This window comes from Fodinibius sp. Rm-B-1B1-1 (genome assembly GCF_038594945.1).
Lineage (GTDB): Bacteria > Bacteroidota > Rhodothermia > Balneolales > Balneolaceae > Fodinibius > Fodinibius alkaliphilus.
Window position 1 is genome coordinate 1,489,603 of the sequence record NZ_JBCFYD010000001.1, and the last position, 14,485, is coordinate 1,504,087.

General features: G+C 43.7%; 12 protein-coding genes. All 12 read right to left on the reverse strand.

Annotated elements, in window-relative coordinates; genetic code table 11:
* Positions 1-90 precede the first annotated feature (90 nt).
* A complete protein-coding gene (gene ftsA, locus AAFH98_RS06750; protein ID WP_342521934.1) occupies positions 91-1,356 on the reverse strand; it encodes a cell division protein FtsA in 1,266 nt (421 codons plus the stop codon).
* Positions 1,357-1,516: 160 nt separating this feature from the next.
* Complete coding sequence (locus tag AAFH98_RS06755; RefSeq protein WP_342521935.1) at positions 1,517-2,266, reverse strand: cell division protein FtsQ/DivIB; 750 nt, start codon at positions 2,264-2,266, stop codon at positions 1,517-1,519.
* 119 nt (positions 2,267-2,385) lie between these two features.
* The gene (murC, locus tag AAFH98_RS06760; RefSeq protein WP_407935493.1) at positions 2,386-3,783 is read right to left on the reverse strand and encodes a UDP-N-acetylmuramate--L-alanine ligase; all 1,398 of its coding nucleotides are present in this window, start codon (positions 3,781-3,783) and stop codon (positions 2,386-2,388) included.
* Positions 3,784-3,911: 128 nt separating this feature from the next.
* The gene (murG, locus tag AAFH98_RS06765; protein ID WP_342521937.1) at positions 3,912-5,072 is read right to left on the reverse strand and encodes an undecaprenyldiphospho-muramoylpentapeptide beta-N-acetylglucosaminyltransferase; all 1,161 of its coding nucleotides are present in this window, start codon (positions 5,070-5,072) and stop codon (positions 3,912-3,914) included.
* Positions 5,065-6,255, reverse strand: coding sequence for an FtsW/RodA/SpoVE family cell cycle protein (locus tag AAFH98_RS06770; protein WP_342521938.1), 1,191 nt, complete (start codon positions 6,253-6,255; stop codon positions 5,065-5,067). The genes murG and AAFH98_RS06770 overlap by 8 nt, the downstream gene beginning before the upstream one ends.
* A 73-nt stretch (positions 6,256-6,328) precedes the next feature.
* Complete coding sequence (gene murD / locus AAFH98_RS06775) at positions 6,329-7,696, reverse strand: UDP-N-acetylmuramoyl-L-alanine--D-glutamate ligase (RefSeq protein ID WP_342521939.1); 1,368 nt, start codon at positions 7,694-7,696, stop codon at positions 6,329-6,331.
* Positions 7,693-8,829 carry a phospho-N-acetylmuramoyl-pentapeptide-transferase gene (gene mraY, locus AAFH98_RS06780; RefSeq protein ID WP_342521940.1) on the reverse strand — a complete coding sequence of 379 codons (1,137 nt, stop codon included), beginning with the start codon at positions 8,827-8,829 and terminating at the stop codon, positions 7,693-7,695. The genes murD and mraY overlap by 4 nt, the downstream gene beginning before the upstream one ends.
* Positions 8,829-10,310 carry a UDP-N-acetylmuramoyl-L-alanyl-D-glutamate--2,6-diaminopimelate ligase gene (locus tag AAFH98_RS06785; RefSeq protein ID WP_342521941.1) on the reverse strand — a complete coding sequence of 494 codons (1,482 nt, stop codon included), beginning with the start codon at positions 10,308-10,310 and terminating at the stop codon, positions 8,829-8,831. The genes mraY and AAFH98_RS06785 overlap by 1 nt, the downstream gene beginning before the upstream one ends.
* Positions 10,307-12,469: a penicillin-binding transpeptidase domain-containing protein gene (locus AAFH98_RS06790; RefSeq protein WP_342521942.1), complete on the reverse strand. Its 2,163-nt coding sequence runs from the start codon at positions 12,467-12,469 to the stop codon at positions 10,307-10,309. The genes AAFH98_RS06785 and AAFH98_RS06790 overlap by 4 nt, the downstream gene beginning before the upstream one ends.
* Positions 12,470-12,883, reverse strand: a complete 414-nt coding sequence (locus AAFH98_RS06795; RefSeq protein WP_342521943.1) for a hypothetical protein — start codon at positions 12,881-12,883, stop codon at positions 12,470-12,472.
* Positions 12,884-12,902: 19 nt separating this feature from the next.
* Positions 12,903-13,838 carry a 16S rRNA (cytosine(1402)-N(4))-methyltransferase RsmH gene (gene rsmH, locus AAFH98_RS06800; RefSeq protein WP_342521944.1) on the reverse strand — a complete coding sequence of 312 codons (936 nt, stop codon included), beginning with the start codon at positions 13,836-13,838 and terminating at the stop codon, positions 12,903-12,905.
* A complete protein-coding gene (gene mraZ, locus AAFH98_RS06805; RefSeq protein WP_342521945.1) occupies positions 13,825-14,295 on the reverse strand; it encodes a division/cell wall cluster transcriptional repressor MraZ in 471 nt (156 codons plus the stop codon). The genes rsmH and mraZ overlap by 14 nt, the downstream gene beginning before the upstream one ends.
* Positions 14,296-14,485 lie beyond the last annotated feature (190 nt).

The window sequence follows — 14,485 nt, forward strand, 5'->3', positions numbered from 1 at the left end:
CTTTTTTTGATTGCTGTGTACTATTTATTGCTATTTGATTGCTATATGTTTTTCTCTTTGTGACAGCAGATATGGCTGCCGGCATATTTTTTAAAGTTCTTTGAACCAGCTCTTCATCCGTTCGGCAATACGATTCATTACCTTTTCCACGCTTGATCCCTTGGTGGATGACGGGACGATAGCCTGATTTGTAGGTCCGGAACCAGTTTTAATAGCATGCATAACCAGTCCGACACCTGTTGCATAAATTGGATTATTAACTTCTTCAATAAGTCCGCCGCTCAGGCCAATTGGCTTGCCGATCTTGGCGTCCATGCCCAAAATTTCGTTGGCCAGTGGACATACATTCTTAATCAGCGAACCACCGCCGCTAAGTACTACACCAGCACTGAGCGAATCGGCATAGCCACTGCGTTTTACTTCGATGGCTACGATCTCCAGGATCTCTTCCATGCGCGCCTGGATGATTTTTGCCAGAATACTTTTGGTAATTTCTTTGGGTGGACGTCCTGCAATGCCAGGTACAGTAATGGCCTCGTCTTCTTCAATCATATCCACATAAGCTTCTCCGTGTTCACGCTTAAGTTTTTCGGCTTGGTCATCCAACACGCTTAATCCTACACGGATATCATCAGTAACCTTTTTACCGGCAATGGCGATAACAGCTGTATGACGGATCGTGTTATCCTGGAAGATTGCCACGTCTGTAGTACCGCCTCCGATATCCACCAGCACAACGCCGGCTTCTTTCTCTTCTTCATCGAGTACGGAATAGGAAGAGGCAAGTGGTTCAAGGATGATATCGGCCACCTGATAACCAGCACGCTCAACGCATCGGTAGATATTTTTGGCAGCGGAAACAAGTCCGGTAATAATGTGGACTTCGGCCTCCATACGCATGCCACTCATACCGACAGGATCTTGGATGCCATCCTGTCCGTCAACGACAAATTCTTGTGGAATTACGTGAATAATCTGCTGGTCAGTCGGCAGCATAATGCGCTGACAATCTTCAAGCAGGCGTTCAACATCATCAACAGTAATCTCATTATCACGGTTGTTGATTGTGATGACCCCTTTGCTGCGCATACTACGGATATGGTCACCAGCAATTCCGACATTTACTGAATTGACTTCGATGCCAGATGCCAGCTGAGCTTGTTCAACAGCCGTTTGAATGGCATTAACGGTTTTGTCGATGTTGACAACTACCCCGCGATTGAGCCCGTCACTCGGCGCCTTACCCACGCCCAGAATATGGATTCTATCTTGTGGATCGATAGACGCGACAATGGCGCATACTTTTGTAGTACCGATATCCAGACCAACGACAATTCTGTCTTCTTGTTCTTCCATAATGTTATTCACGTACTGTTATGTGATTTATTTAGTCATCATGTCATGCTGAACTTGTTGTGTCCCGATTCTTCGGGGTTTCAGCACCTTTACACATTTCGTTTGTTAGATTCTGAAACGAGTTCAGAATGACACCGTAGTTCTTATTTTAATTCATGTTTTATTGTTCACGAGTTACAATCTGTCCCTCAAATCGAAGGTCAACAGAACGCATCTTTTCAATACCTTTCTTTTTGATGACTTCGCCATAAAATGCTTCCCAGTTGCGAAGTCGATTCTTAAAATCTCCTTTCCCAAAAATCAGTTTTACACCATTTTGGCTTGTCAGTGCGACAATGCCTTCGTTTGAGGATGTCCATGCTATTTCACTAATGGTAGCATCCGAAACATCACTTTGACGCACCGAGTTTAAAAATTCCGAAACGGTCCCAAAGGCTTCGTTATTTAACGTATCCTGCATGGGGGCTGCCGAAAACCCATACAAAATGGGGACATCCACCGCCTTGCCAGGTACTATTGGCAGTCGAATACCTTCGTTATCCACATAGATTTTTTTGCTGCCGTCAACAAGCAGAGCAATTGGTTCACGTTCGTTAATGCCGATACTCATTTTCCCATTTGGCGCTACACTGATGTCGGCATGTTTGACGTAAGCAAGCTTTTCAAAATCATTTCTGATAGCACCGAAGTCCATACTGTCAGGGTGCATGCCGGTAGGTACATCAATAAGTTTCAGGTCCTTTTCGGATACAAAATGATTCCCTGAAAACTGTACCTGCTCAACCTTCATTGTTGAGCTCCAATAAAGTCCTCCAACAATAGCCAGTCCCAACACTAATACCGCACCGGCAATCCACGGCCAGGCGCTTGTGCTGTTTTGGGATTTAGTATGTTGCTTGTTTTTAGTCATTTATTCTACTTCATGTCATCCTGAATTCGTTTCAGGATCTGGTGCAATTATTTTTCTATCATGGATGCTGAAACAAGTTCAGCATGACACGTTAATTATTTCGATTTAGCTCAGTTTTTTTATTTCAATTTTGATATTCCTGCTTCCAGTTTTTCAACAAATTCTTCTCCATATTTATAAATATCTCCGGCGCCCATCGTAATGATTACATCACCCGGTTCAACAATTTCTTCAAGCTTGTCCGGCAATCCGGTTTTATCCTCTACATAATGCACCTTTCTGTGGCCATATTCCTTGGCGACGTCGGCAATCAATTTTCCAGTCACACCTTCGATGGGTTCTTCGCGTGATGGATACACATCTGTAATAACGCACACCTCGGCATCGAAAAAAGAAGTTCCAAATTCTTTGTAGAGTTCTTGCGTTCGCGAATACAAATGTGGCTGAAATACCGCAATAATGCGACGGTCTTTCCATCCTTTGCGAGCCGCATCAAGCGTAGCCTGTACTTCCGTTGGATGATGCGCATAATCATCGATCACCATCACATCATCGGTTTCTGTTTTAAGCTGGAAACGTCGAAATACTCCTTGAAAGCGTTCCAGACCGGACTTTATCTCTTCGAAATCGATATCCAGTTCAAGTCCTACAGCTACAGCAGCTAAGGCATTTTTCACATTGTGTTCGCCGGGTGCCTCCAAGTTGATTTGACCAAGTTCTTCGCCTTCATTAATTACGGTAAAGGTGCTGGTAAAATGATCTACCTCAATATCAACGGCACGCACCTGGGCTTGTGGCGTTAATCCATAAGTGATTGTGCGACGTTCTATCGATGGAATAATACTCCGTACATTCGGATCATCAAGGCAAAGTGCTACGGCCCCGTAAAAGGGAACTTTGTTGGCAAATTCGATAAAGGCATCCTTTACATCCTCTAAGTTGTCATATATATCCAGATGTTCGGCCTCAATATTTGTAATAACCCCCAAACTTGGCGTAAGCCGCAAAAAGGTGCGGTCAAACTCATCGGCTTCAACCACGATAATATCACCTTTACCAACTACGGCATTGGTCTTGGAAAAACTGTGCACTTTGCCGCCAACCATGATAGTGGGATCAAAGCTGCCATCCTGGATCACGTGCCCAATCATAGTCGTAGTCGTTGTTTTGCCGTGGGTTCCTGCTACTCCTACGCCATACTTCATGCGCATCAGTTCGGCCAGCATTTCGGCCCGTTTGATAACGGGAATACCTTGTTCCAGTGCGGCCTTGGTTTCAATATTTTCTTCGGCTTGCACGGCACTGGTGAACACAACTACATCGGCGCCTTCGATATTTTGGGCATTGTGGCCGATAGAAATATCAGCACCGAGCTCTTGCAGACGCTCAATCGTTTCTCCCATGTTGGCATCCGAGCCAGTTACTTTGTAGTCTTTTTGAAGCAGGATCTCAGCCATGCCACTCATACCGATGCCACCAATACCAACCATGTGGATATGGCGGGTGCGCCCGAAAATAGGTTGTGTTTGTATTTTTTTACTCATCTTTTGTCTTATCACTTTGTAACTGTGTCATCCTGAATTCATTTCAGGATCTTCAACATCGTTTTATTAGATGCTGAAACAAGTTCAGCATGACACCGTAGTTATTTTGATTTAACCAATTCTACGATTTCAGTTGCGATTTCATTGGCTGCATCGGGTCGCGCTAATTGCTTTGCAGCCTTGTTCATACTATCCAGTTTTTGATCATTATTAATGATTTCTTTGACTGTATTTATCAGCTTATCATTTAACTCATCGTCAGTCAGTAATTCGGCAGCTCCATTTTCCACCATTGAACGTGCATTTTTTGTTTGATGGTCACCGGCTACATTTGGCGAAGGGACCAAGATGCTTGGCTTGCCCGTTAGAGCCAGCTCCGAACAGGAGAGGGCCCCGGCACGACTTATTACTAAATCTGCCGCTGCATAAGCAGCTGGCATATCGTGGATAAAATCCTTGAGTCGTAAATGGCTAAAAGCTGTTGTATCGATTTTACTATTAAGCTTATCGAAATATCGTTTTCCGCATTGCCAAATAATCTGTAGATCCAATTCATTATGCAGCCTGTTTATATTCTGCTGCATCGCCTCATTGATGCTTTTGGCACCACCACTTCCACCTAAGATGAGAAGCGTCTTTTTATCACTGTTGAACTCAAACGTTTGTAAGGCTTCATTACGATCTTTTATACTCAACGATTTTCTTGTAGGATTTCCGGCTAACTTTACCTTATCTGTCGGAAAATATTTTTCAGCATCAGCAAAGGCCGTAAAAATGCGTACGGCTTTTTTCCCCAGTATGCGATTGGTTACGCCGGGATAACTATTTTGCTCTTGGATAATCAATGGGATACCCATTTTACCGGCAACCCATCCGACGGGTCCAGCCACATAACCGCCGCAAGAGATAACCACATCAGGGTTATACTTTTTGACAGTCGCAAAGCTTTGAACAATACTTGTTCCCAGTTTTATTGGGAATAGCAGGTTCTTAAGCGTAAATCGGCGATGAAATCCGCTAATCCAGATGCTGGTAATATCATAACCAGCCTTGGCAACGACTTCCCATTCCATGTGACTTTTAGTACCCACAAAGAGTATTTCCGTATCGGCACGAGAATCTTGTAGCGCATCAGCAATAGCGATGGCCGGGTATACATGACCGCCAGTACCCCCGGCTGCTATGAGTACTTTAACAGCACCCATAGCAGCGGAGTCTGGACCGTCGTGCGATGATATGTTCTTTGTTGCAGCGCTATGCATAAAACACCGCTTTTTTGCTACTGTCGTATTTCGAAATATTCATTAGGATACCTATCATAATGCCTGCAAAGAGAATGTTGGTACCTCCGTAACTCACAAATGGCATAGGCAGACCAGTAACGGGCAGCAATCCACTTGCTACGCCGGCATTAATAAATCCATATAGAACAATAGTTAGGGTACAGCCCACGGCGATGAGCATTCCCATGATATCCGGGGCATTTTTGGCAATTTTCGCGATGCCGCGGAATAGGATAACAGTGAATATCAGAATAACCAGCCCAGAACCTACAAGGCCATACTCTTCAGCGATGATGGCAAAGATGAAATCATTATAAGGAGCTGGCAGGAAATTGCGTTGTGTACTTTTTCCGATTCCTACTCCGAATAGTTCACCTTGCGCAATGGCAATATGAGCTTGTTGTGCCTGATATCCTTCACTGACGTTAAATTCCGTGCTGTTGATATCAACAATTTGATCTACATATTGGTCAATTCGGCTCTGGCGTTCTGGGGATTGCCACACAAAGGCACTGGCGCCAAGCAGGCCAATCAATACCAGGGTACTCAACTGCGTCATACTGACTCGACCCACAAACATCACCAATAGTGAAAGTGCAAAGAGTAGTGCTGCACTACTAAAATCCTCGATACCAATAAGTCCACAGGTGATAATCACCCAAAACATGATGGGCAAGAAGGCGCGTTTAAAGTCTTTGATATAATCCTGTTTTCGCTCTAATAAAACTGAGATATGAATTAACAGGGTGGGGATTGCAAATGACGCTGGCTGGAATGAAAATCCTCCAATATTTAAAGATCGTTTTGCTCCAAATACTTCATTCCCAAATCCAAGAACTATAATCAGGAGTATCCAGCTGACAATAACGCCCAGTCGGCTAAATTTAGCCAGCAGATGATAGTCAATTTTTGAAACAATAAGCATAGCCAGAAAGGCAATACCCACTTTTACGGCATGCCCTACTACAAGGCTGCCTGCAGTGGTATGTTTCGTCTCCGCAAAAAAGGCAATAGACGAATACACCGCCAGCATGCCGAAAATCATCAGCAGTATTACCGATACCAGCAAGAAACGATCACTACCCTGCTTGGGTGTATCGATGTCGTCCGGGCTGGTGCCCAGTATCGATGATATGTTATTTTTTGGCGTTGTGTATAGCATAATTTCTGTTTTCAGTCTTCAGCTTTCAGCTATCTGATAATGAGCAGATAACTGAAAACTCAAGGCTGAGTTATTAAAGTCGATTTACTGCTTTTTTAAATTCATTACCTCGATGTTCGTAGTTATCATACATATCAAATGAAGAGCAGGCGGGGCTTAGCAAAACTACCTCGCCGCGCTTTGCTCCCTCTTTAGCAGATCGTACTGCATCATTCATGGTTTTTGCCGTTTTAAAGTGCGGAACTATCGATTTTAGTTGCTCTTCAATCATGGGTTTTGCTTCTCCAATCGCAATAACCGTATGTACTTTTTCGCGGATCTGGCCTACCAATTCCGAGTAATCATTTCCTTTATCACGTCCGCCTAAAATCAGGGTTAGAGGTACATCAAAGCTATCCAGCGCATACCAAACTGCATTTATATTCGTGGCTTTACTATCGTTGATATACTTCACTCCATTCACTGTTCGCACTTGTTCGAGGCGATGTTCAACTCCTTCGAACGTGCGCAGACTTTCGCGAATAATATCACTTTTGATTTCAGAAGCCCGGGCCGCAAGAGCTGTTGCCAGCCCGTTATTTAAATTGTGTTTACCTGAAAGTCGTACATCATTAGTTGGCATGAGCACCTCTTCCTGTTGGTCTATTTTTAGGATGATGTTTTGGTCTCGAACAAATGCTCCGTCTTCTTCTTGAATCTCCTGCTTGTTCGAGAAAGCCAAGAGACGTGGTCCATTTTCTTTTTTTTTCAGTGATGATACATGGTTTGTAATCGTAGGATCATCGTAGTTGTAAATAAACCAATCGTCTGTAGTTTGGTTTTCGGTAATGCGAAATTTTGAAGCTGCATATTTCGAAAAATCCTCGTCATAGCGATCCAGATGATCAGCGGTAATATTCAGTAACAGACTGATATGCGGTTTAAAAGTAGCAATGTGATCCAGCTGAAAACTGCTTACTTCTAACAGCGCCTCACCATCGTTAGTAGTGCTGTCCACAGTATCAGAAAATGCATACCCGATATTGCCAGCGGTTACATGTTTACGGCCGGCTTTTTTCCAAGTGTGATCAAGCCAATTTGTGACTGTTGTTTTTCCGTTACTACCAGTTACGGCCACAATGGGGCTTTTGTTAAACCAGCTGGCCACTTCAATTTCTGAAAATACTTTTTTCCCGTTGTTTAAATATTCTTGTACTAAGGGTGCTTCCGTAGGTACGCCGGGACTAATGACTAAAAATGCTGCCCCTTTAGCCTTTTCAGTATGTCCGCGTTCTTCAAAGTTGATATTAAGGCGACTCAATTTTTCTTTTGCAGAATCCTCAATCGGGCCGTGATCAGTTACAAATACGGCTGCCCCTTTGCGCTTAAGCAACGATGCTGCGGCCAGTCCGCTACGGGCGGCACCGACAACGACGATATGTCTATTTGCTACATCTATCATCGTAACTTGAGAGTTAAGAGGCTTAGAATTCCAAGAAGTACCGCAATAATCCAAAAACGTACGACGATTTTAGATTCTGGAAGTCCCTTTTTTTCGAAGTGGTGATGGATTGGCGTCATCAAAAATACGCGCTTACCTTCACCATATTTTCGCCGGGTATATTTGAAATAGGTTGTCTGGATGATTACGGATATCGTTTCTACGAAAAATATCCCACAGATAATGGGCAGTAGTAGTTCTTTATGCAGCATCAATGCAATGGCGCCAAATGATCCACCAAGGGCTAACGATCCGGTATCACCCATAAACACCGAAGCGGGATGCGTATTATACCATAAAAAGCCCATGCAGGCTCCTACCAGGGATGCTGCAAAAATGGTGAGTTCGCCAGCTCCCGGCAGGTAAATGATATCGAGAAAATCTGAGAAGTCGGTTCGCCCGGAGACATAAGCAAAAATACCAAGAATAAGTCCTGCAATGGCCGACGTACCCGCCGCAAGTCCATCAAGACCATCGGTTAAGTTGACGGCATTACTTACGGCAGTAATCACAAAAACAACCATGGGGATATATATAATCCATCCGAGTGCTTCGCCTAAAATGGCGTAATCGATATTTACGTTCTTCAGAAACGGAACGGTAGAAAGTGTATTAAAGTCCTGAAAGTCGGGCCACAAATAGAGCGTGATGCCGAGCATTAATCCTACAGATATTTGCCCGGCTACTTTGAGCCTTCCACTTAGTCCAGATTTATCTTTTTTAACTACTTTGATATAATCATCTACAAAGCCAACGATCCCCAAAATGAGTGTGACTAAAATAATCATCCAAGTGTAAATACTGTCCATTTTCATCCAGAAAGCGGCTGGAATCAAGATTGCCAACAAGATGATTAGTCCTCCCATAGTTGGGGTATGAGCCTTCCCCAAGTGGGTGTCGAGTCCAATATCTTCACGGATGACTTCGCGCAGCTGCATCTTTTCGAGCCATTCGATAATACGTTTGCCTATCATGATGCTGATAAACAATGCCATAGCAGCAGCTATAGCGGCACGCGTAGTGATAAATTCAAAAGCACCAAAGCCCGGTGGCTCATAGGTTACTTCCAACCAATGTAAGAGTTCGTATAACATTAGGAATCCTCATTTTTAGGGTTCACATTTCGGTTTCCTAATGCATTACGAGCAATTAATCGATCATCAAAATCAAATCGCTCTCCTCTAATTTCCTGATAGGTCTCGTGACCTTTGCCCGCAATTAAAATCATGGTATTGGGCGCTGCATGTTTTATTACATATTCGATTGCTTTTTTGCGGTCTGTGATGCGCTTAACCTTTTGGGGATTCTCGAAGCCTTTCATGATGTCATCAATGATAGCATCAGGATCTTCGTCCCGGGGATTGTCTGAAGTAACGGTTATGTTATCGCCATACTGTTCGGCAATCTGCGCCATTGTAGGGCGCTTTGTTTTATCCCGATTCCCGCCACATCCAAATACAATATGGAGTTGCTGTTGTTCAGCTTTGACAGCAGCCAGGGTAGAGGCTACATTTTCCAAAGCATCGGGAGTGTGAGCATAATCCACGAGAATAACGGGATTGTATTCTGCTTCTGAGCCAGCAACGCGCTCGAGCCGACCTGCTGCCCCCGGGGCATTTTCTAAGGCTTCTTTTACTTCTTGGTTACTATATCCCATAACTGTGCAAATGATAAATGCTTGCGCCAGATTATAGGCATTGAAGATGCCAACGAGTGGGCTTTCAACCATTGTTTTATCGATACGGATGATAAGCCCATCCATGGTGTTTTCAAGCACTTGACAATCAACGTTGAGTGCTTTCTTAAAGCTGAAGTCTATAACCTTTGCTGGGCAATCCATCACCATAAATCTGGCTTTATCATCATCACCATTAATGACAGCTGTAGCATCGGGGTCAAGGTTATCAAATAATATTTTCTTTGCCTCGGCATAGGAGGTTAAATCTTCGTGATAATCCAGATGGTCGTGGCTGAGGTTTGTAAAGGCAGCAATTTGAAAATCAATTCCACGAACACGCAGTTGATCAAGAGCATGTGAGGAAACTTCCATCACCAGGTGTGTAGAACCAGCTTCGACCATTTGAGCCATATCAGCTGCAAGCTCAATAGGGTCAGAGGTGGTCAACGTACTATCCATTTTTTGATTACCAATGTGTTTGGCAACCGTCCCCAGAAGGGAAGGGTTCGCTCCAAGATTCTGTAGGCTTTGGTACACCAAGTTTGCAACGGTGGTTTTGCCATTTGTACCGGTAATACCAACAATCGTTAGTCTTTGAGCTGGATTATCGTAAAATTCTTGAGCCAATGGTCCTATCAAAGCTCGTGTATCTTCAGCTTGGATAACACAAACTTCTTTATCGGTATGGAAAGGCTTTTCTGATATTACAATCGAAGCCCCGTTATCAATGGCATCATCAATAAAGGTATGTCCATCAGCCTGGAATCCTTCAATAGCAATAAAGACATCACCAGGTGTTACTTTGCGAGAGTCGTTACAGAGCATACCGATGGTGTCAGGTTCCGGACCAGAGACCTCAATTGGTTTGCAAAGTGCTATTAGTTTTTTCAGATTCATTCGCTGACACCATTTGTGGTTAATGATTCCAATGGCTTAGCCTTTCCACGTACTGTTACAGTACGACCGTGCTTCATCGTGTCGCCGGGACGCGGAAATTGGGTATAAATTGTTCCTGAGCCAATCATTTTTATTTCAAAACCACGGCTGTTCAATAGTACAGAAGCCTTTCGCATGCTCATACCGCCTACATCAGGAATGGTTGAATATCCTTCAGACAGCTCTTTAACCTCGTTTTGTGAGATACTGTTCGACAGTGATAGGGTAATATTATCTTTTGGTGATAGTTCGTTTCCGCTGTCAGGAGATTGGTCTACAACCCAGTCCCCGGTTCCATCAAATTCGTAGGAGAGATTTTGGTTGGTCAGCAGGGCTTGGGCATCTTCTTTCGTTAATCCTTTAAGATTAGGAGTATAAGCCCAAACATCGTTGTCTTGTTCCTGTTGCAAAATCTGTTTTTCAATATCATCATCCAGGCCGGCAATACGATTGGCTGTTTCTCTAAAAATAGGTCCAGCCGTAACACCTCCATAAGGGGGATAGGTATCGGGATCATCTAATACAATGAGTGTTACATATTTGGGATTTTCAGCCGGAAATACCCCTACAAAAGAGGAGCGGTACTCATTACGGTACTGCCCGTCAATATACTTCTGTGCCGTTCCGGTTTTGCCAACAATGGAAAGCCCGGGTACTTGCGCGTAATTAGCAGTACCCGAATCAGAAACAACGTCTTTAAAAATAGGATACAGTTTTTCGATCGTAGATTTCTTGGCAATTTCTCGGACTGGTACGTTCTCAGTTCTGGAAACGATATTTCCTTGCCCATTAGTTATCTGTTTTACCAGATAGGGACGCATCATCGTACCACCGTTGGCAAAGGCGGCATAAGCCTGCGCCAACTGAATAGGAGTGACTTGTAATTCGTAGCCTATCGACATCCATGGTAATGAGACCTGGCTCCATTCATAGGGTTTAGATAAGCGGCCACTTTTTTCGTTTGGAAGATCAATATTTGTAGGAGTTCCAAATCCAAGATTACGGGCATACTGGTAAAATGCATCCTTGGAAAGGCGCATAGCAATTTCTGCCGTGGCAATATTTGATGATTTTTGAATAACTTCGGGAAATGAAAGGGTCCCAAGCGGATCGTGGTCACGCATCCATTGGCCGTGAATCAATGTTTTACCATCCTCAGGAGTCTCAAACTGTTCATTAAGTTTGACTTTGTTTTGTTCAACTGCGGCAATAGCTGTTACGAGTTTAAAAGTAGAGCCGGGTTCGATCATATCCGAGATCGTAAAATTCCTGCGGTTTGTTTTGTCAAGGGATGCAGGGTTGTTAGGGTTGAATGTGGGATAGTTCGCCATTGCTTTAATGGCACCTGTCTGGGGATCCATGACAATAGCAGAACCGCTGGTAGATCTGGTTTTCTCAATCCCGGCTTTAAGTTCTTCTTCTACAATAGCTTGAATGTGTGAATCAATCGTAGTATGCAGCGAATACCCTTGGCGTGGTTGTTTACGTGGTGCACCCAAATAGGCATAGATGCGCCCATTTCGATCTCGTCGAACTTGCTGCACACCATCTTCACCGCTAAGTTTCTCATTGTATTCCTTTTCAAGTCCTGACATACCAGTTAGATCGTGGTTTACAAAACCAAGGGTATGGGCAGCTAAAGTTTCGAAATTATATTTGCGTTTATATTCTTCTTCCAAAATGACTCCACGAATGTCGAGCTGTTGCAGTGCCTGATAGGCTTCAGTATTAATTCGTTTGTTCAAGACGACATATCGTGATCGGTTTGGGGCACGATTAATTTTTTGTCGATAAAATCTTGCAGATTGTCCGGTATATTTTGCCAATGAATCACAAACCTGAGAAATTTGGTCAGAAGTTAAGCCATTTATTTTGGGATCGATTGCAGCTTTATATACTACGTTGTTAGTTACTAACAGACTGCCGTCCTCATCATAAATGTTGCCCCGCTGCGCCGGTATGGGGATATAATCAATTGCTTGTTCGTTCCAGAGTTGACGTAACTCATCGCCCTCCACAAAATTAACGCGGACCAGCTGTAGTCCAATGGTAAATGGAACCAGCAGTACCAGTCCAAAGACCATAAACATGCGATTTAGTATGGCAGAATGATTCTTCATCTACTTTTTCACCTCAATTACCTTTTCGGCCGGACCACCATTGATGAAGCCGGCATTTTGGGCATTTTCATAAATTTCAGCTGGGCCAATCATCCGATCATAAATGAGTTTATAATCGGTATGCATCCGCTGAACACGATTATATTCAGCCTCAAGCTGGTTGACTTCACGTAGCAATTCCTGTGTTGCAAACACATGGTTTAGATAAATGATGCCGAGTGCACCAAGAATTATTGCACCTACTATTACTTTCCATGGTTTCAGCTTAGGAAGAGATAATCCCTTCTTTGATTTTGCTGATCCATAGTTTTTCTTTTGCCCATTATTGCCATTAATAAGGATGCGATTTGAATCTCTCGACGAGTTTTTGTTCTTTTTCGTCCGTCGATTCTGCTTCACCTTATCTTTTTTCATCGGAGATTTTATCAGCATACTACACCTCCGGTGGAGTTATTTTCTGGGCAACGCGCATTTTTGCACTTCGTGAAGCGGGGTTGCGCTCGATTTCTTCTTCTGTGGGACGAATAATTCCGCCAGAAATTTCTTCTATGGGAGACAGCGGGTTACCGTAAAAATCTTTTTCTATTTTGCCCTCGTGATTGCCGGCTTTAAAGAATTTCTTAACGATACGGTCTTCCAACGAGTGGTAGCTGATAGCTACAATACGTCCATTTTCTTTGAGTACTTCAAGGGATTGCTCCAATATTTTTCGGAGCATATCCAGTTCTCGATTAACCTCGATACGAATACCCTGAAAAACACGAGCCACACTTTTTATCTGGTATTGGCCCTTTACAACAGCTTCTACGGCATTGCGAAGTTCAGTCGTTGTTTCAATGGGACGCCGGTCGATAATTTCACTTGCTATTTTTCGGCTATTTCGCTCTTCGCCGTAATGATAAATGACATCGCGCAGATCTTCGTAGGAGTAATCATTAACCACTTGGTATGCTGTAATACCACGCAGGTTACCCATGCGCATATCCAGGGGACCTTCTTCCTGGAAGGTGAATCCGCGATCGGCTTCTGTTATCTGATGGGTTGAAACGCCCAGGTCAAGAAGGATTCCGGCCACCTCTCCACTAAGTTCTGGGGGTAATAGCCTGGAGAGGTAACCGAAATTGCCTTTTATAGAAGAAAAACGTTTATCGTCGCCAATACGATTATTTGCTGCGGTTAGTGCTTCGTCGTCTTGATCAATACCAATAAGTTGCGCGTCGTCATTTAAATGAGATAACAATGCCTGGCTGTGTCCACCACCGCCTAACGTCGCATCGATATAGATCCCGCTGGCATCCGTAATTAAGTAGTCTACGGATTCTTCCAGCAGTACCGGCTGATGCTCATGATATGTATCATTGTTCTTCATTATGGTTGTCATCGTCACCCATCACGCGCTCAAAAAGTTCTTGGTACGATTCGAAGTCCAGACCAGCATCGATTTCTTCAAGTTTCTCGGGCGACCATATTTCAATGCGTTCGCCACTGCCTATGAAAATGGCCTTTCCGTCGATGTCGGCCCAGTCTGTTAGTTGTGAAGGGAGAGCAATACGGTTTTGATTATCGAGATTCACATCCTCGGCAAAACGCAAGAAATTACGTTTTACCGTGCGACCTTCTTTAGTAAAGCTGTTGATCTGGGAGAGCTGATCCTCTACATTTTGCCATTCATCCTCTGGGTAGAGATAAAGGCAGGGTTCGAGACCTCTTAAAATAGTAAAACGCTCTTGTGCCTGGGGGTTGAGGGCTTTACGCAGTTTAGCCGGGAAGCTAACGCGTCCTTTATTATCAACACTATGTTCGTATTGCCCTTTAAAACTCGGCATATATGGTCCCCAGAATTAACAGCAAATGTTATCGAATTCGATAAGTGGATATGAACTCCCACATTCTCCCACTTCACTCCACAATGTACCCCGAAAGGATGTAATTTGTCAAGCACTTATTGCAGAAAGATTTAGAAGATTAAATTTCTGGAAGTTTGATGTTCGAGGTTGGATAATAAAAGCGCCTTTT